At 49.9% G+C, this 19,153-nt stretch carries 14 protein-coding genes and 1 pseudogene; 12 read left to right on the forward strand and 3 right to left on the reverse strand.

What is annotated here, in order from left to right; all coding sequences use genetic code 11:
- Nucleotides 1-340 precede the first annotated feature (340 nt).
- The 6 genes from GPK90_RS13845 to GPK90_RS13870 all read left to right on the forward strand — a co-directional run bounded on the left by GPK90_RS13845 (nt 341) and on the right by GPK90_RS13870 (nt 8,010).
- Nucleotides 341-1,423 carry a TAXI family TRAP transporter solute-binding subunit gene (locus GPK90_RS13845; RefSeq protein WP_243016000.1) on the forward strand — a complete coding sequence of 361 codons (1,083 nt, stop codon included), beginning with the start codon at nt 341-343 and terminating at the stop codon, nt 1,421-1,423.
- Nucleotides 1,404-1,895: a DUF1850 domain-containing protein gene (locus GPK90_RS13850; protein WP_215703245.1), complete on the forward strand. Its 492-nt coding sequence runs from the start codon at nt 1,404-1,406 to the stop codon at nt 1,893-1,895. The genes GPK90_RS13845 and GPK90_RS13850 overlap by 20 nt, the downstream gene beginning before the upstream one ends.
- A gap of 63 nt (nt 1,896-1,958) precedes the next feature.
- Nucleotides 1,959-3,959: a TRAP transporter permease gene (locus GPK90_RS13855; protein ID WP_117513078.1), complete on the forward strand. Its 2,001-nt coding sequence runs from the start codon at nt 1,959-1,961 to the stop codon at nt 3,957-3,959.
- A gap of 225 nt (nt 3,960-4,184) precedes the next feature.
- On the forward strand, nt 4,185-5,948 hold the full coding sequence (locus tag GPK90_RS13860) for a LytS/YhcK type 5TM receptor domain-containing protein (RefSeq protein ID WP_215703246.1): 1,764 nt from the start codon (nt 4,185-4,187) through the stop codon (nt 5,946-5,948).
- A gap of 79 nt (nt 5,949-6,027) precedes the next feature.
- Nucleotides 6,028-6,750 carry a LytR/AlgR family response regulator transcription factor gene (locus GPK90_RS13865; protein ID WP_215703247.1) on the forward strand — a complete coding sequence of 241 codons (723 nt, stop codon included), beginning with the start codon at nt 6,028-6,030 and terminating at the stop codon, nt 6,748-6,750.
- Between the two features lie 183 nt (nt 6,751-6,933).
- Entirely contained in the window at nt 6,934-8,010 is a 1,077-nt protein-coding gene (locus tag GPK90_RS13870) for a DnaJ C-terminal domain-containing protein (RefSeq protein ID WP_215703248.1), read from the forward strand.
- A 262-nt stretch (nt 8,011-8,272) separates the two neighbouring features.
- Here the strand turns inward: GPK90_RS13870 and GPK90_RS13875 are convergent, their stop codons facing one another.
- Entirely contained in the window at nt 8,273-9,298 is a 1,026-nt protein-coding gene (locus GPK90_RS13875) for a branched-chain amino acid aminotransferase (protein ID WP_142412250.1), read from the reverse strand.
- A gap of 392 nt (nt 9,299-9,690) precedes the next feature.
- Here GPK90_RS13875 and GPK90_RS13880 point away from each other — a divergent pair, with 392 nt between their 5' ends.
- Complete coding sequence (locus tag GPK90_RS13880; RefSeq protein WP_215703249.1) at nt 9,691-10,965, forward strand: MFS transporter; 1,275 nt, start codon at nt 9,691-9,693, stop codon at nt 10,963-10,965.
- Here GPK90_RS13880 and GPK90_RS13885 read toward each other — a convergent pair.
- Complete coding sequence (locus GPK90_RS13885) at nt 10,901-11,818, reverse strand: LysR family transcriptional regulator (protein WP_215703250.1); 918 nt, start codon at nt 11,816-11,818, stop codon at nt 10,901-10,903. The genes GPK90_RS13880 and GPK90_RS13885 overlap by 65 nt on opposite strands.
- A 216-nt stretch (nt 11,819-12,034) precedes the next feature.
- Between GPK90_RS13885 and GPK90_RS13890 the strand changes: the two genes are divergently transcribed.
- From GPK90_RS13890 to GPK90_RS13905, 4 genes are all read left to right on the forward strand, one after another.
- Complete coding sequence (locus GPK90_RS13890) at nt 12,035-13,312, forward strand: L-cysteine desulfidase family protein (RefSeq protein WP_215703251.1); 1,278 nt, start codon at nt 12,035-12,037, stop codon at nt 13,310-13,312.
- Nucleotides 13,313-13,600: 288 nt separating this feature from the next.
- A complete protein-coding gene (locus GPK90_RS13895) occupies nt 13,601-14,545 on the forward strand; it encodes a LysR family transcriptional regulator (RefSeq protein ID WP_215703252.1) in 945 nt (314 codons plus the stop codon).
- 107 nt (nt 14,546-14,652) lie between these two features.
- The gene (gene glsA, locus GPK90_RS13900; protein WP_117515798.1) at nt 14,653-15,570 is read left to right on the forward strand and encodes a glutaminase A; all 918 of its coding nucleotides are present in this window, start codon (nt 14,653-14,655) and stop codon (nt 15,568-15,570) included.
- 349 nt (nt 15,571-15,919) lie between these two features.
- On the forward strand, nt 15,920-17,338 hold the full coding sequence (locus GPK90_RS13905) for an alanine/glycine:cation symporter family protein (protein WP_215703253.1): 1,419 nt from the start codon (nt 15,920-15,922) through the stop codon (nt 17,336-17,338).
- Between the two features lie 323 nt (nt 17,339-17,661).
- On the opposite strand, the gene GPK90_RS13910 is transcribed toward GPK90_RS13905, so the two are convergent.
- The gene (locus tag GPK90_RS13910; protein WP_015553725.1) at nt 17,662-18,093 is read right to left on the reverse strand and encodes an RrF2 family transcriptional regulator; all 432 of its coding nucleotides are present in this window, start codon (nt 18,091-18,093) and stop codon (nt 17,662-17,664) included.
- A gap of 254 nt (nt 18,094-18,347) precedes the next feature.
- Between GPK90_RS13910 and GPK90_RS13915 the strand changes: the two are divergent.
- A pseudogene (locus GPK90_RS13915) lies at nt 18,348-19,153 on the forward strand (hypothetical protein); the annotation flags it as partial.

Below are 19,153 nucleotides of genomic sequence, written 5' to 3' on the forward strand. Positions count from 1 at the left end.
AAATTTAAAGCAACGTATTAATAGGAACGATCAATTCACGGAAACTGAGAAACAGCATCGATGGATCGGAAAATCGCGCAAAGACCCGTTAAATAAATAACAGACGTTTTTCCGGAAACCATGTTTTATTCCTGCATTTTATACGCCAATTTTTACCATTCATACACGATTTTGTGCAGTTTGCACGAACCCCATTGTGCCATAGTCAGGTTTACGTTAAAATTTAGACATGAAATGTGAAATATTTATAAATAATATGAAGCATTTGGAAAGTGGGTATTGTAACAGCCTGCGGGTAACAGGCGTTACGGGTAAACAAAAAGAAGGAGAGGTAAACAGTATGAGATTAGTGAAAAGAATCACAGCAGCAGCTATGGCACTCACAATGACAGCAGCTCTTGCAGGATGCGGCAGCAGCTCCGGCAGTACATCTACAACAGCAGCAGCTGACACAACAGCGGCAGCCGTAACTGAGAAAGCGGCGGATGGTTCCAGCGCAGAGGCAGGCAGCACGTCCGTGAGCATTGACAGGGCGAAAGAGTTTGTCACAGTCGCAACCGGTCCTACGAGTGGCATCTACTACCCGATCGGCGGCGCATTCGCAACTGCATTAGGAAATGCAGGATATAAGACATCCGCACAGGCAACCGGCGCTTCCGTTGAGAACATCAACCTGATCTTAAACGGTGAGGCAGAGCTTGCGATCGCAATGCAGGACTCCGTCGTACAGGCATATGAGGGCTTTGGTGCGTTTGAGAAGGCAGAGCCGGATCTGAGAGCCATGATGAGACTCTGGCCGAACTACGTACAGCTCGTAACCGTGGCAAGCACAGGCATCAAGAGCGTTGAGGACTTAAAGGGCAAGAGAGTCGGTATCGGTGCTCCGAACTCCGGTGTTGAGTTAAATGCGAGAATGATCTATGAAGCATACGGCATGACATATGAGGATAGTGATGTTGACTATTTATCCTACGGCGAAGCGATCGACCAGATGAAAAACGGTCAGTGCGACGCGGCATTCGTTACCTCCGGTCTTCCGAACGCAACCGTCAGCGAGCTGGCATTCAGCTACGATATGGTGATTGTTCCAATCGACGGCGAAGGCAGAGACAACCTGATCGAGAAGTATCCGTTCTTCTCCGCAAGCACGATCCCGGCCAATACATACAACAACAAAGAGGACGTGGAGAGCGTATTCGTTTACAATATCATGCTTGTAAATAAGGACGTATCCGATGACATGGTCTACGATATGCTTGACTGTATCTTCTCCGACGATGGAATCGCTACCATCAAGGCATCCCACAACACAGCAGACAAGAACATCGATGTTTCCTTCGGTGTTGACGATGTAAAGATCCCGCTTCATGACGGTGCTGCGAAGTGGTGGCAGGATCACGGTTATGAGACTCCTGAGAACTAAATTAAAAATCCTGATTCCGGTTCTTCTGGTAATCACAGCAATCTCTGCTGCCGTGTTCGCATGGCAGCAGAAAAAAATTCTGGTGATCGAAGAGCTTGAAACCGGAAATGTTTACCGGGAGATTCCGGTAAAGATCGGTGACGAGCTTTCCTTCCAGTGGGAACATTCCTTTGAGCATATTCCGTGGTACGAGTATTACGAGATACAGAAAGACGGAAGATTCATTCTCCACACCATCGCGGTCGCGGGCTTCGGCGCCGGAATTCCGGCAGAGATGGACTGCAAATACCGCTACGAAGACGGACTCGTCTACATGGATGAGATCGAAAGCGTCTTTCCGCAGTTCAACTGGATCAATTCCCAGACAGCCCTGAAGAACATCAAGGTGAATGGCGAGCTCCTGATTCAGGGTTCTGACATGCCGCATCACGTAAAAATGGTGCTGAGGATCCGGAATGGTTTTGAAAAATAAGAAAAGGAAACTGCTGAAGAAACATCGACAACAACTCTGACAACGAAGGGAAGGGAAATCTGTATGAGCGAAAAAGAGAAAAACATCGTCCCCAGTACAGCGGAAGCAGAGATGAGCGAGGAAGAAAAACAGAAACTCCTCGAGCAGTTTGATAAAGAGAGCAAGACGAGAAAGTTTGGATCCCCGGTATTAAAGAAAGCTTACCGGGTATTCGCGATCATCGTTACCTTATATCATCTGGTTTTCGCATCCGGTCTTTACATGCCGGAAACATTAAAACATCGTTCCATCCATGTCGGCATGATCCTGATTCTTGCCTTCATGCTTTATCCGGCTACGAAAAAAGCGAGCCGCAAAGTGATCGCATGGTATGATTATGTATTTATCGCATTGTCAGCCGCAGTTCCGATCTATATGTGCGTAGATTATGTAAACATCATCAACCGTGCCGGAAAGCCGGACATGATGGATGTCGTGATCGGTACCCTCTTAACCCTGGTCGTTCTGGAGGCAACGAGACGTGTCTGCGGCATGGCTCTCCCGATCATCTCCATTATCTTTATGATCTACAGCTTAATGGGCACGAAGCAGGGACTCATCCCGATCGATGTCCCGGGCATCTTCCTCCACAGAGGATATACATGGCAGAAGTTAATGAGCCACTTCTTCTCGAACACGGAAGGTATTTACGGATCGTCGGTCAACGTCGCGTCCACCTACATCTTCCTCTTCATTGCCTTCGGTGAAGTCATGAACAAGTGTGGCATGGGTCAGTTCTTCAACGACTTCGCAAACGCCATCGCAGGCGGCACAAAGGGCGGCCCGGCAAAGGTAGCAGTCGTTGCTTCCGGTCTTCTCGGAATGATCAACGGTGCAGCTGTAGCCGTCGTTGTTACGACCGGTTCCTTCACGATCCCGCTTATGAAAAAATCCGGCTATGACGACGAGTTCGCAGGTGCCGTTGTTGCGACCGGTTCTGTCGGCGGACAGCTGATGCCGCCGGTTATGGGTGCTGCCGCATTTATCATGGCAGATACTCTTGGCATGAAGTACAACGAACTTCTTTTATCCGCGATCATCCCGGCAGTCATCTACTACATGGGCATCCTGTTCCAGATCCAGATGAGGGCTGAGAAGATGGGAATGCAGGGAACCCCGAAGGATCAGCTTCCGAAGATGTCCCAGGTCATGAAGGAGTACGGTCATCTGGCACTCCCGATCATCTTCCTCGTTTACATGCTGTTCTTCTCTGGAAAGACGGTTATCATGGCTGCGTTCTATACGATCGTATTCACGATCATCGTGGCGCAGTGCAGAAAGAATACGAGAATGACCTTCCAGGATATTCTTGATGCGATGGTAGCGAGCGCGAAGTCTACCGTATCCGTAGCGATCGCCTGCGCCTGCGTTGGTATCATCGTTGGTTCCTGCTCGATCACAGGTTTCGCCCTGAACATGGCAAATACCATCATCAGCATCGGCGGAAAGAGCCTGATGTTCACACTGGTATTCACAATGATCACCTGCATGATCTTAGGTATGGGTCTTCCGAGCATCCCGTCCTATATCATTACATCCACGATCGCAGCTCCGGCTCTGGTACAGCTTGGTATCCCGGCCCTGGTTGCCCATATGTTCTGCTTCTACTTCGCAATGTTCGCAAACCTGACACCGCCGGTTGCCCTTGCAGCTTTTGCGGCAGCAGGTATCGCAGGCGGAAGTCCGATGAAGACAGGATGGGCATCCGTAAAGCTTGCGCTTGCAGGATTCATTCTTCCGTACATGTTTGTATACAATACAGACCTTCTGCTGCTTGATACTCCGCTTGCAAAAGCGATTCAGGTTGCAGTAACTGCTGCAGTTGGTGTATTCTTAATCAGTACAGCAGTCGAAGGTTTCCTGTTCACAAAGGTCAACATCGTATTGAGAATTGCCAGCCTCATTGGCGCTTATCTCCTGATCGACAGCGGTCTTGTGACAGATATCGCAGGTATCGTGATCTGCGCAGTTGTATTTGTATTCCAGAAAGCAGCTGCAAAGAAGAGTGCACCGGCGGCAGCGTAGACCTTCATAGATAACCGGTGAACACACAGGGACTGCTGCAGAAAATTTACTGCGGCGGTCCCTGTTTTTCTATATGTGTTCGTTAAAACACGCCGGGTCAGGCGTCAGACAGTTGTGATCCATGCTACGCGCAGACATTCCGAAATAGAGGTTTTGTGCAGATTGCAATAACCACTGCGGACAGATATAGAAAAACAGGGATCGTCAGAGACAGGAGGAAACAACATGCTGCTTGATGTTATTTACAGTATCTGCTTTAACATCTGCCTATTGGTAGTGCTCGCCTTCATGATGACGAAGATGGACTTTGTCCAGAGACTTCTATTAAATGAAGAGGGCGGAAGTGAGGAAGGAAGAGGAGAGAGCGTCTGGCAGAGGCTCTGGGAAAAGGTGCTTCTCGGTGTAATCTTCGGCGTCTTCTGCATCATCTCTGATTACATTGGGATTCAGGTGACAGGGGCGCTGCCGAATGCCCGGGTGATCGGTGTCCTGTCCGCCGGATTTCTTGGCGGTCCTGTCTCCGGCTTTATCACGACGATGATCGCGGCGACCCACCGGTATCTGATCTTCCCTGAGCGGATCTCCACGGTGGCCTGTGTGCTCTCCGCGGTCATCCATGGGATCATCGGTTCCTTTATCGGCTGGAAGAAGAAGGAAAACCGCCAGTACTCGAATACATTTCTGCTGGGAGTCACGTTCATTTCCGAGATGATCCATATTGTTCTGATCCTGCTTCTCACCCGGCCGTTTGATGCGGCCGTTGAGATCGTAAAGATCGTGATCGTTCCGATGGTGATCATCAATTCCGTCGGCATGGTAATCTTCTTTAATGTTTTTAAATCGATCTTCAATACGGAGGACTTAAAGGTTGCATCGAAGGTTTCCCAGTCGATGAGGATCGCGGAGCGGTGTACCCCGTATCTGGGTTCTGTGGAGAATGACCGGAAGACTGCGGGAAAGATCATCGACATTATTATGGAAGAGTACCACTGTCAAGGCGCGGCACTGATCGATGATATGAAATTTCTGGCAAGGAGCGGGGCATTTTCCAGTATCGTTCTCACAGAGAATAATTATCCGAGACTTTTATCTGCGACAAAGACCTTTAAGACGACGAGGATCAGCCGCGTGCCTTTACCGGAGGACGGATTTTATCCTCTTTATAAGGAGAATGTGATCATATCTGCGCCGATCCTCCTCGATGAGGGAAAGGTTCTGGCGCTTGTGATGCTGGTGAAGAAAAATGCATATTCCTATCGGGCGGACATTGAATTTGTCACGGGACTCGCGAACCACTTCGCGATGCAGATCAAGCTTTCGGAGATGGAGAAACAGAAGGAAGAGCTGAGAAAAGCGGAGCTTCGGACCCTGCAGTCCCAGATCAATCCGCACTTCCTGTTCAATTCATTAAATACGATCTCCTATTTCTGCCGGGAAAAGCCGGAGAAGGCGAGGGAGCTCTTACTGGCACTGAGCTCCTATTTCCGCAGCATGCTGGAGGATACCGATTATATGGTAACGCTGGACACGGAGTTAGAGCATGTAAAAGCCTATACGATGCTTGAGGAGGCGCGGTTTGAAAAACGTCTCTCGATCGAGATCAATGCGGATCCGGAGGCGCTGCGAAGCTGCGTGCCGAACCTGATCTTACAGCCCATCGTGGAGAATGCGGTCCATCACGGGGCAATGCAGAGGGAAAAAGGAGTCGGAAAGGTCATCGTAAACGTAAAACGGGAGGAACGATCCACGAGGATCGATGTGATCGACAACGGACCGGGAATGGACTACCGGATCGTCCAGAGCCTGTACGGCGGGGAAAAAGTGGAACACACAGGAATCGGAATGATGAACGTGCAGCAGAGACTGATCTCCTTATACGGAAAGTCCTACGGACTCCAGATCGTGACAAGTGAAGAAGGGACGGACGTGCGGATGAACATTCCGGACAGCGCGGCTGGAAGCGCACAGCAGGAGAAAATGATCGGCTGACGATCTTCCGAAGAACAGATGACAGCAGCCTGCTGTTTGGAACAGCGGAGTTTTTGACAGAACATGGGAGGCATGAGGTATGAGAATAGCAGTAGTTGACGATGAGCGCCCGGCAAGAAGCGAACTTAAATATCTGGTAGAGCAGTGTGAGCCGGATGCGGAGATCGCGGAGGCCGACGGGAGCGAAGAATTTCTTGCAATGCTGGAGAATGAGACCTTTGATGTGTGTTTTGTGGATATCAATCTGGGCGGCATGAACGGCACTACGCTGGCATCCATGATAAAGAGAAAGCAGCCGGACACGCTGATCATCTTTGCCACTGCGTTCCAGGAATACGCGGTAAAGGCCTTTGAGATCGGGGCGGTGGATTATCTCTTAAAACCCTTTGACTATGAACGCGTCAAACGGGCGATGGAGCGGATCCATGAACACATAAAGGAAAAGGCCGCCGGTCCCGGATATGAAATCGGAAAGATCATGGTGAACACGGGCTCCAGCTTTCAGGTCGTTGATGTGGCAGATATCGTATTCATTGAGACGGAAAAGCGTTCCTGCAAGATCCATATGAAGGACGGATCCTTCTATCTGCAGAACGAGTCACTGAACAATTATGAGACTCACCTGAAAAAGAGCCGGTTCTTCCGGATCCACAAGAGCTACCTGATCAATCTGGATTATGTGAAGGAGATGCAGGTGAGCTACAATAATGGATATTGTGTGAAGATGAAGTACTATGATGCTGAGGCACTGCCCATCGGTCGGACCCAGGTGAAGGAATTTAGACAGATTTTTGAAAAATAGAAATAATTAGAACAACAAAGCAAATATTGAAAAATAAAGATCCCGCTAAAAGCCAGAACGTACAGATATTGTACGGAGGAAGGTTTCGGCGGGATCTTTAAATATCACAAAAAATTCACATACCTCCCTTGACATTGAAAATTAGATATGTTACATTACAAATAGAACAGCGAGGTGGTGAATATGTCATCGACAAAGAGAGATTATTATGATGTGCTGGGCATCTCGAGAGATGCGGATGCTGCGGCAATTAAACGTGCATATAGAAAATTGGCAAAGAAGTATCATCCGGACTCCAATCCTGGCGATAAGACGGCGGAGCAGATGTTTAAGGATGTAAATGAGGCTTACGACGTTTTGAGTGATCCGAAGAAGAAGAAGCTTTATGACCAGTTTGGACATGCTGCTTTTGATGAGACGGCAGGTTACGGACAGGGCGCCGGAGCAGGTGCCGGTGGTTTTGGCGGATTCGGCGGCTTCGGAAACGGTGCCGGCGGAGCATACCGGTCCGGATCCTTCCGTTCCGGAGATGGAACGTATCATGAATTCCATTTTGAGGGCGGTGACGGGGATGATATCTTCGGTGATCTGTTTGGAAATATGTTTGGCGGCAAAGGAAGAGCTGGCAGCGCTGGCTTTGGCGGTTCCGGCTTCCATGGCTTTGGCGGCGGAAATGGATTTTCCGGTTCAGGATTTTCTGACCGCGGCAACGACTTAAACGCGGAGGTCCAGATAACCTTCGATGAAGCCGTTCATGGCTGCGAAAAGACCATCACAATCCAGAACCCGAACCAGCCTGGCAGCAGGCCGCAGACGTTGAAGGTTAAGATCCCGGCAGGTATCGAGACCGGAAAGAGCATCCGTCTTGCAGGTAAAGGAATGCCGGGAACCGGCGGCGGTGCCGCTGGTGATCTGCTTCTTAAGATCACAGTCGGCGAAAAGCCGGGCTGGACGAGAAAGGGCATGGATGTCTACAGCGATGTGGAAGTTCCGTTCACCACGGCCGTCTTCGGCGGTGAGACTCTTGTCCACACGTTATACGGAGATGTGGTCTGCAAGATCAAAGCCGGAACCCACTCCGGCACAAAGATCCGTCTCCGCGGCAAAGGTATCGTTTCCTTAAAAGACCCGTCACTCCACGGCGACCAGTATGCCGTCGTAAGGATTCAGGTTCCAGATGACTTAAGTCCGGAGGCAAAGCAGAAGCTTAAGGAGTTTGAGGATATCTGCAGGCGGGATGGAAGATTCCATGCGGCATAAATAAAGAAAAATTAAAGAGATCCGGGATTCCATCATGCATGGATGGTCTCCCGGATCTTTTTGATGAATATGGATAATTATTTCCCAAAAGAATCAATGTATTCTCTCGCAGTGATCTGATCCAGATCAAAATTTTTACATATTTGTTCCAGAATAGTATCATCGCTTAAATGGAATTCTCTTCCCATGTGAATCATTGATAAAGAAAAAAGAGCAGGACTCCCAAAATGGAATCCTGCTCTGATACAATTCACACGGTTAATTATTTGATCACATGGATCCAGCCTTCCGGTGCCTCGATGTGGCCCATCTGGATGCCTGTTAATGTGTCGTAGAGCTTCTGGATCACCGGACCCATCTTCTCCATTCCGCTTGGGAAGCAGATCTCGTTGCCGTGGTCTACGATCTTGCCGACCGGGGAGATAACAGCTGCGGTACCGCAGAGACCGCACTCAGCGAAATCTTTTACTTCTGTAAACGGAACCGGACGCTCCTCTGTCTTTAAACCGAGGTAATGCTCAGCAACGTAGAGGATGGAGCGGCGTGTGATGGACGGAAGGATAGAGTCGGACTTCGGTGTTACGACTGTGCCGTCTTTTGTAACGAAGATGAAGTTTGCTCCGCCTGTCTCCTCAACATAGGTTCTTGTAGCAGCGTCGAGATACATGTTCTCATCATAGCCCTGTTTGTGAGCATCAACGATGGCATGTAAGCTCATTGCGTAGTTTAAGCCGGCTTTTACATGGCCTGTTCCGTGAGGTGCTGCGCGGTCGAAGTCTGTGACACGGATCGTGATCGGCTTAGCGCCGCCCTTGAAGTACGGGCCGACCGGTGTACAGAACGCGCGGAACTGGTACTCGGTTGCCGGTTTCACACCGATAACCGGGTTTGTACCGAACATATACGGACGGATGTAAAGAGTTGCGCCGGAACCATACGGCGGAACGAAATCAGCGTTTGCTGCAACCAGCTTTGTGATCGCGTCAATGAAGCGCTCCTTCGGGAACTGCGGCATCTCAAGTCTTGCTGCGGAGTTCATCATACGTTCAGCGTTTAAGTCCGGGCGGAAGGTTACGATGTGACCGTCCTCCGTTGTGTATGCCTTTAAGCCCTCGAAGCAGGTCTGCGCATACTGGAATACGCATGCACACTCGTTTAAGGTGATCATATCATCAGTTGTAAGAGTCCCCTCATCCCAGGAACCATCTTTGAAGTTGGATACATATCTGTAATCAGTTTTGATGTAACCGAATCCGATATTGGACCAGTCGATCTCTTTCTTTGCCATTGGAAATTCCTCCATTCTGCCGTCAGACCGGCATTGTATTTTTTGCCGCCGGGGTCAGGCGGTAATGTCTTTTTACTGCGGTACTGTTTCGATGCAATGTACAGTTACCGTGTTTTCTATTATAAGTATTTAAGATTTATCCTGCAAGTTCTTTATGGCAAAAAGATGAAAAAAATATGGGAAAATGGGAGAAATAATGCTACAATATAACCTTAAGGAATAAAGAATATTCCGCAGATTTATTCAGCATGCCCGCAGAGGCCAGACGCCTGCTATAAGAGTGAGTGACGGAGCTGGAACTGACGGACATGTGGCCGGAATCTTTCGGGGCAGACAGACGGATACCGGAGATATGTGGAAAAGAAAAAAGCTGGGGAAAGGCAGAAATAACAATGGAACAAAAGAAAAACAGACTGCACTACGCCTGGTTCATCCTCGCGGGCTGCTGCATCCTGCAGGGGGCGACTCTGGGACTCATCAACAACTGTGCCGGTGTCTTTTACTCCCCGATCTGCAAAGAACTGGGATTTGAGCTGGGAAAACTTACGATGTACCGGATGCTCTACTGCATCAGTTCTGCTTTGGCGCTGCCATTTGTGGCGACAAGCTTTCGGAAACATGATGTGCGGATCGTGATCAGCATTGCAGCTGTCATATACGGAGGCTGCGCGGCCCTCATGGGTACCTTCCATGAACTGTGGCAGTGGCATTTGACAGGCATCATTCAGGGAATTGCCTCGTCCTTCGTCTGCATGATCCCGGCGCCGATCATTCTTGGAAACTGGTTTAAGAAAAAGACCGGAACGGCGGTGGGAATCTCCGCGGCGTTCTCCGGTCTCGTCGGCATGATCGGCAGCAGCTTTCTTGGAATGGCGATCCCGGCATTCGGATGGAGGGTGAGCTATGTGGCGGTTGGAATCGTCAGTATCGCGCTGGTCCTCCCAATCTCCCTGTTCGTTCTCCGCTGCAAGCCGGAAGAGATGGGACTTCTTCCTTACGGGGCAGAGGATGTGGAGCAAAGGTCTGTATCAGACGCATCAGCGCCCGCATCCGGGGAAAACGGGATTACGTTAAAAGAATTGCTGCGTCAGCCGGAATTTTATATTGCCGTGGGTGCATACTGGACCAGTGTGTCATGCGCGTACCTGAATTCCTTCCTGACGCCCTGTGGGATCGCAGCCGGCCTTACGCTGCAGGCGGCGGCCATGATGACGAGTATCTCCCTTCTCGGAAATATGTCCAGCAAACTGATCCTCGGAAAGGTCAGTGACAGTCTTGGAATCATAAAGACCTTCGAATTTTCCATTGCGCTGGCGTTCTTTGGTCATGTGCTGCTGTTCATAGGTTCCCCGAAGACTGTGATGGCAGGTTCTCTGTTCTTCGGCGTGACATTGCCGCTTTCCTCGGTCATGATGCCGTTATTCTGCAGGATCTTCTGGAAGGGCGAGACATACAGCACGGCGTACGCTTACTCCACCATGGTGGGAACGCTTCTCGGCGCCCCGTTCAACATGTGGTTTGGAACATTCTATGACATAACAGGGGATTACAGGCTGACTATCGGGGTGAGCGCTGCGATGCTTGTTATGTTAACCTTCCTCATTATGCTTGAGGGAACTCGTCTGAAACGGATGAAGTCTGAAACGTCTCCTTCGCAAGCTCGATAAAGGCGTCCATCTCACCGGTGTGCCATTTGTCTTTGTGATAGAGGACCTGACGGTAGAGCTCCATGTGGAAATCCTTTACCGGCAGGATCGAGAGAATACCGGATTCCACTTCATGCCTTACGGCAAACTCCGGGAGAAATGAGATCCCGGCATTCTGTTTTAACATATTGATAATGAATTCAGTGTTTCCTATTTCCAGGAAAGGCTTGATCTCCTTTCCGAGAGATGCCAGATACCGGTCAAGAACGAACCGGTAGCTGGCATTTTTTTCGGTCAGGAGGAATGGGTGGCTGATGACCGAGGCAAGGTCTGTGGAATCGTTTTTTGCCAGCGTGTGGACGGAGGAAGAGACAAAGGAGATATTTTCCGGCGCTTCCAGAACTTTTATAAAACGCTTGTCGTCAATGGGCTGGTCGAGGAGATAGACCAGATCGATAGAGTTCTTGTTCATGCGGTCCAAAAGAACATCCGGGGAGTCCAGAACGATGCTCACGGAGACGTTCGGGTAAAGCTGATGGAATTTCTTTAAAAGATCCGGAAAGATGGATTCACAGATGGATTCAATGGTTCCGATGGTGAGGTCACCGGAGAGATCTGTGGAGGCGGAAACAGCTTTTTTCGCGTCGGCGACGGTGCCAAGGATCGTCACGGCATAGCGGTAAAAGATTTCCCCGTGATGAGTCAGGACCGTCTTTTTTCCGAGGCGGTCAAAGAGATGGATGCCGAGTTCCTCCTCTAACTGCTTGATCTGGACCGTGACGGCGGCCTGGGAATAGCCTAACGCCTCGGCGGCTTTTGAAAAACTTTGCTTTTGCGCGATCTGTAGAAACGTGCGGATCTCTCGAAGTTCCATGGCGGCTTCCTTTCTTATCTATAAAAATTTATAAACGATCTGTTTAAAACGTTCAATTTTACTTTTAGTACTTCTTATGATACGCTAAGAATATAGAAATTGCAAGAAAATAGCAGGATAGAATGCGAATTTTCAGGATGTGAGACTCGGAGTCATGAATGGCGGGCGGAAAAAGTGATCCGATCGGCAGAAAAGAACGGAGAAAGGACGGATACAATGGAGAAAAGCGATATTAGATATCAGGCATATGTGAGTATTCTGGAAGAGGAGCTGAAGCCGGCGATGGGATGTACGGAGCCGATCGCCATCGCTTACTGCGCGGCAGTCGCGAGAGAAGTGCTCGGCGGACTCCCGGAGAAGGTGAAGGTAGGAGCCAGCGGCAGCATGATCAAGAACGTAAAATCCGTGATCGTCCCGAATACGGATCATTTAAAGGGAATCCCGGCGGCGGCGGCGGCAGGAATCGTTGCAGGTGATCCGAAAAAGGAACTTGAGGTCATAGCGTCTGTTACAAAAGAGCAGATCACGGCGATGAAGGAATTCCTTCAGACGACCCCGGTGGAAGTGGAACATATTGATAACGGCATCACCTTTGATATTATTGTGACACTGACACGCGGAACAGATACCAGCATGGTCCGCATCGCAAATTATCACACGAATGTGGTACATATTGAAAAGAACGGAGAAGTCATCAGGGATATCCCGGTGAATGGTGAGGAGGAGGAAGGTCTTACGGACCGCTCACTGCTCGATATGGAGCATATCTGGGACTTTATCCACACAGTGGATGTGAATGATATCAGAGAGGTTCTGGAGCGCCAGAAAACCTACAATATGGCGATCGCCAGAGAGGGAATGCGTGGGAAGTATGGATCCAACATCGGCGCACTTCTTCTTGATATGAATGGAAATGATGTTCGTACACGAGCGAGAGCCATGGCGGCAGCCGGATCCGACGCACGAATGAACGGATGTGAGCTTCCGGTTATCATCAACTCCGGCAGTGGAAATCAGGGAATCACGGCTTCTGTTCCGGTCATCGTATACGCAACGGAGCTGGGAGTCGATGAGGATACCATGTACCGGGCGATGGCACTCTCAGATCTCACGACGATCCACCAGAAGACGCCCATCGGAAGACTATCCGCTTACTGCGGCGCAGTCAGCGCGGGCGCGGGTTCCGGAGCAGGGATCGCGTATCTCTCCGGAGCGTCCTATGATGAGGTGGTCCACACCGTGATCAATGCGGTCGCCATTATTTCTGGTATGGTCTGTGACGGCGCGAAAGCGTCCTGCGCGGCAAAGATCGCTGAGGCGGTGGACGCGGGGATCATCGGCTACTATATGGCAAAGCGTGGTCAGAACTTTGATGACGGCGACGGAATCGTGACGGCCGGGATCGAGGCGACGATCCGCAACGTGGGACGTCTCGCAAAAGAGGGAATGAAGGAGACGAATGATGAGATCATCAACATTATGATCGGGAGCTGAGGTCTGTCATCCCGTGTGAATTAAGATATGAAAGTATGGTTTCGGAGTGTTGTCCAGGTGACGGCACTCCGTTTTTGCTTGTAACTATGAAGGTACTGAATAATTACGTATAAGGTTTTTTCTGCGGGAAATAACCTTAGCTTGATAAAGAATAACAAAGAAGTAGAAAGATATAGCAAAAAATGATACATTATATACAAGAAAAGCCGCAGGAATGTGCGGCTTTCAGAAACTCTTTTCAGCAGCGATGCGCGGGAAGAGAGATAGAAAAATGAGGGAGGGAAGAACATGAGCTATGATATCAATCTGAAACATCTGGAATACTTCATCAAGGTGGCGAGACTTGGTTCCATCAACAAGGCGGCCCAGATGCTCTATGTTTCCCAGTCTCATCTTGGAAAGATCATTCATGACCTGGAGGAGACCATTGGGGCGCCGCTCTTAAACAGGAGCCGTCAGGGCGTGTCGCTGACTCCCGAGGGAAATGAGTTTTTGGAGCGGTCGGTGCGGATCTTAAAGGAAATGGAAGGAATGCACCTGCGGCCATTAAAGGAGATGGAGAAGACAGAGCCCCTGGCGGTGTCCATGACAAAGTTCTCCCATGTGATGGAGAGCTTTATCACTATCGTGCGACGGTACCAGGATCAGCCGGAATTCACCCACCGCCTGTATGAGGGGCAGTTGGAGGACGTCGTCGAGGATGTGGTCTCCGGTCGGGCCGACATCGGAATTTTCCATTTCGACAGCCAGAGACATGAGGAGATCCAGGTGATGGCGGCGGCGAAAGGCCTTACATACCGGTTCCTCTCTTATGTGGAACCGCAGATCGTGATCTCAAAGGATCATCCGCTCGTCCGGGAGAAGAAGCCGATGACGAGGGAGAATCTTGCGAATTACGGATTTATCCGCTATATGGGGCTGTATGACGATATTCTCTCCAATATCCTCGGACCAAATGAGGATGGAGGAAGTACGGGAAAGAAGAAGGAGATTTATGTGACAGGGCGTGCGACGCTCATGAACCTGATCTCACAGACGGATTTTTACAGCATCGGAATCCATGACTTCGACAAGCAGCTGTCGGATTTCCGGGCAGTTTCCGTGCCGATTCCGGGGTGCGAGGTGAAGCTGGAATTCGGGTATGTGACACTTGCGGATGTGCCGATCTCCGGGATTGGGGAAGAGTTTTTGAAGGAAGTAAGAGAGCGGCTTGAGAGGGGACAGGACGTTTAAAATATGAGAAAATGCACGGAAAATGTGCTGATAAGAGTTTCCTGCAAAGTATGGAAAGTGCGGCAGCAGGAGTGGAAGGTTATAGAGGAAAGGAGTAAACAAAAGTTATGTTTCAGGATCTGATCAATGAGGCGCTGGAAACGGGACGCCCATACATCAAAGAGGGAGAGGTTGCGACCTATATTCCGGAGCTTGGAAGAGCGGACAAGAATAAGCTTGGAATCAGTATTTTCTGCCGGGATGGAAGCCGGTTCTCCTGCGGGGATACGAAGGACCGGTTCAGCATCCAGAGTATTTCGAAGGTCATCAGCCTTGCAGTAGCACTTGAGGTCTGCGGGTTTGACATGGTGTTTGAGAATGTGGGAATGGAGCCGTCGGGGGACGCGTTCAACTCCCTGATCAAGCTTGAGGGATCCAACAGTCATCCATACAATCCGATGATCAACTCCGGTGCCATCGCGGTGGCGAGCTTTATCGAGCCGAAGGTATCGTTTGGGGAGATGCTGGAGCTTGCGAGGTGTTTCTGTCAGGATGACGGGATCGTTCTGGATGAGAAGGTCTACCGCTCGGAGATGTCGACGGTGGCGAGAAACCGCGCCATCGCCTACCTTTTAGAGAGCAAGGGCGTGATCAATGGGAATGTGGAGGAAGCGCTGGATTTCTATGTGAAAATGTGCTCGCTGAGTGTGACGGCGGAAAGCCTTGCGGGATTGGGACTTCTGCTCGCGAATGACGGAGTGGATCCGTCCGGAAAGCGGCTGCTGAATTCCGATACCGTGAGAGTCGTGAAGACGATCATGCTGACCTGCGGCATGTATGACGGGTCCGGGGAATTTGCGGTCCGCGTGGGAATTCCTTCTAAGAGCGGTGTCGGTGGCGGACTGCTGTCTGTTGTTGACGGGAAGATGGGAATCGGAATCTATGGTCCGTCCCTGGACGCAAAGGGAAACAGCATTGCTGGGAGAAAAATCCTGCAGTTCCTTTCCTCACAGATGAAATTGCATATTTTTGCGAAGAAAGACTGAGCAGTTTTTTGATGAAGGGTAACAGTTCATCAGGTTACGATGAAAGTATGAAAGTGGTACGGGACCCAGGGGAAAATGGGCGGACGGAAACTTTCTTCTTTAGAGAAAAATTAGGAAGGGGAGGTATTAAGAGAGAAAATCAGGCAGAAGTTTGGGCTGATGATCACACAAAGATGTAGGTTGTCGCAAGCGACCGCGCTCGGCACGAGAATGTGTCGAGGCACATTCTTCTTCGGGGATAATGAAATGTGCGGTCCTGGCAAAATTTTCTGAAAAAATGATTGTAAATACGGATAACTTACAGTAAAATTTTGGGGTAACAAAAAAGAAAAAAGAGGGGTAACAACACATGTACGATTTGTATGGGGCACTGATCGGGAATCTCAGTAATTATCTTTACACATACATCCTGATCATTTTACTTGTTGCAGGCGGAATTTACTTTACGGTCCGCACAAAGTTTGTTCAGTTCCGCTATTTAAAGGAATCCTTGCGGGTCGTTCTCGCACCGAGTGAGGATGACAAGGCGATCTCGTCTTTTCAGGCACTTATGGTTTCGACGGCATCCCGTGTGGGAACCGGAAATATCGCAGGCGTATCTACTGCGATTTGTCTCGGCGGACTCGGATCATTATTCTGGATGTGGCTTACAGCGCTTCTGGGAATGTCCACTGCTTTCGTGGAGGGAACTCTGGCTCAGATCTACAAACGCCGTTCCGATGACGGCGGATGCTATGGCGGCCCGTCCTACTATATCGATCAGGCGATCGGAAAGCACTGGCTTGGGATCCTGTTCGCAGTATTTATGATCCTGACCTACATGGTTGGCTTTAATCTGGTTGCGTCCTTTAACATTGCGGATGCGCTCCGGGTAGTTCCGGGATATGCGGAGCATGAGAATCTTGCAAAGTGGATCATCGGCGCTGTGCTTGCGGTCCTGTTCTTTATATGCATCAGCGGCGGCGGAAAGCAGATCGCGGGGATTACAGAGAAGGTTGTTCCATTTATGGGATTCTTCTACATTGCGGTTGCAATGTTCGTGATCGTGACCCATATCACACTTCTCCCAGGAGTGTTCGCAGAGATCTTCCGCAACGCGTTTGATGTGAAAGCAATTTTCGGCGGATTTACGGGGTCTGCGGTCATGCTTGGTATCAAGAGAGGTCTTTTCTCTAACGAAGCCGGTGTTGGTGCAGCTGCGTGTGCGGCTGGTTCCGCGGGTGTTTCCCATCCGGTAAAGCAGGGACTTGTTCAGGTGCTTTCTGTATTCCTTGATACCTGTATGATCTGTACAGCGACTGCGATGCTGCTGCTCTGCTCTGGTGTGGAGCCGGATGCGGATATGGCCGGAATGGCCTATGTGCAGGCGGCTATGAACAGCACACTCGGCAAGTTTGGTGTTGTGTTTATTACAGTTTCCCTGTTCCTGTTTGCATTTACGACCCTGCTTGGAAACTTCTATTATGCGGAGACAGGGCTTGCGTATCTTTGCGGCATGACTCCATCTAATGGGGCAAAGTGGGGCATGAGGATCGTTGCTGCGGTGGTTGTGTGCGTCGGCGCTACGATGAAGCTTGGTATTGTCTGGGATACAGCGGATGTGCTGATGGGCTTCATGGCGCTGATCAATGTGCCGGTGATCGTTATTCTCCTGAAGCCGGTACTGCGGTGTCTTGAGGATTATACAGAGCAGAAAAAGGCCGGAAAGAATCCGGTGTTTAAGGCGGAGCATATTGGACTGAAGGAGAAGGTGGACTTCTGGAATTAGGGACGATATTTCCGGGAATGGAATCAGATATGGAAATGGGTGAAGGGCAGCCGCAAGGCTGTCCTTTGTTTTTGGGTTGGGAGCGACGATTTTGGCGTGAGTACGCTGCCGGTCTGCCTCCAGTCCCAGACGCCGGGTATTTCCCAGGCGGTTCCTCTAAGCTCCCGGAAGAATGCTAAGGGCGGTGGTCAGTCGGCACAACTCGCCTTCGGCTCAGACAAGTGCCGCCTGTCCACCAACGCATTCTCCCGCGAGCGAAGAGGAAACCATGCCCGGAAAATAATGCGTCTGAGCCTGGAGGCAGACCGGCGGCTGGGGGGTGGCTAAATTACATAATCGTCCCCCGGCTGACCATTCTGCACGAGGTCGGCGATGGTGACGCCGTCCAAGTATTCGTTGACGACTTTGTCGAGACCCTGCCAGAGAGGGAGAGTTTTACAGCTTCCCATTCTGGGACAGTCGGTGCTGCCGGGCTCTAAGCAGGCTACCGGAGCCATGGAGTTTTCAGTGAGGCGAAGGATGCTGCCGACTGTGTACTGTTCCGGTGCTTTTGTGAGGCGATATCCGCCGCCTTTACCGCGGACCCCCTCTAAGAGTTTTGCCTTTACGAGGATTTTGATGATGCCCTCGAGGTATTTTTCAGAGATTTCCTGTCTCGCTGCTGTATCTTTTAATGGAATATAGCCGTCGGTCTGGTGCTCCGCAAGATCGATCAGGACGCGGAGAGCGTAGCGGCCTTTTGTTGAAACCATCATAATCTGTATCCTCCCATGCTGCTGCGTGTTGCTGAATATTTTTGATCGTAATGTAAGTTTAACATTATTCCTATTATAATACAAGGTTTAAGGGAAAAAAAGGGAATAAATACAACGCCGTTGTGCAATATGCAGAGAAAATGAGAAAAAGTGCCATAAATAGTTTAAAGATTGACATACTTTATAGATATGTGTAAAATTGGATTAGTTATAACTAACTTAGCTGTAACTAACTAAAATAATCTGGAGGCAATATGAAAAAGAAAATCAATCGAGTATCTGTTTGTGCAGTGGCTGCAGCAGCCAGCCTGTTTACAACGAGCTTTAGTGCAATGGGTGCTGGAGCAGGTGTCGGCGGATGGCGACAGGAGAATGAGAAGTGGAAATATTATGATGTATCCGGGATCTTGCTGACCGGATGGGTCAAAAACGGAAATGACTGGTATTATATTGATCCGTCAACTGGAGAGATGGTAACAGGATGGCTCCATACGGCGGATGGACATTGGTATTTTTTGAATAATCTAAGTGATGGGTTTAAGGGCCGCATGGTAACTGGCTGGCAATGGATCGATGGACGATGCTACTATTTTGAAACAGGCACCAACGGTCAGGGCAGTCTTTATATGGGCGGAAAGACACCGGATGGATACCTGGTCAATGCGGATGGGCAGTGGATCGATAAGAATGGAGAGATTCATGTTTCTGTAAATAAAGGATTTAAGACAAAAGAGGAGTCAGTAAAGGCAAGCACCGTGAAAACGAGATATAGCGGCAGTTCTGGACGTTCCAACAGCGGATGGTCTGACAGCGATGACGATGACAGTGATACTAGGCCAGTACAAACGGGAAGCAATGCGACCCCGGACAAGTCGGAGATTCCCGATAAACCGGATACCCCGGATCAGCCAGATACTCCAAGTAAGCCAGATACCCCAGATCAGCCGGAAATTCCGGATAAACCGGATACCCCAGACAAGCCAGACACCCCGGATAAACCGGATACTCCAGACAAACCAGACACCCCGGATAAACCGGATACTCCAGACAAACCAGACAC

Origin of the sequence: Clostridium sp. MCC344 (assembly GCF_018785365.1) — a bacterium.
In the GTDB taxonomy this organism is placed as follows: domain Bacteria; phylum Bacillota; class Clostridia; order Lachnospirales; family Lachnospiraceae; genus Pilosibacter.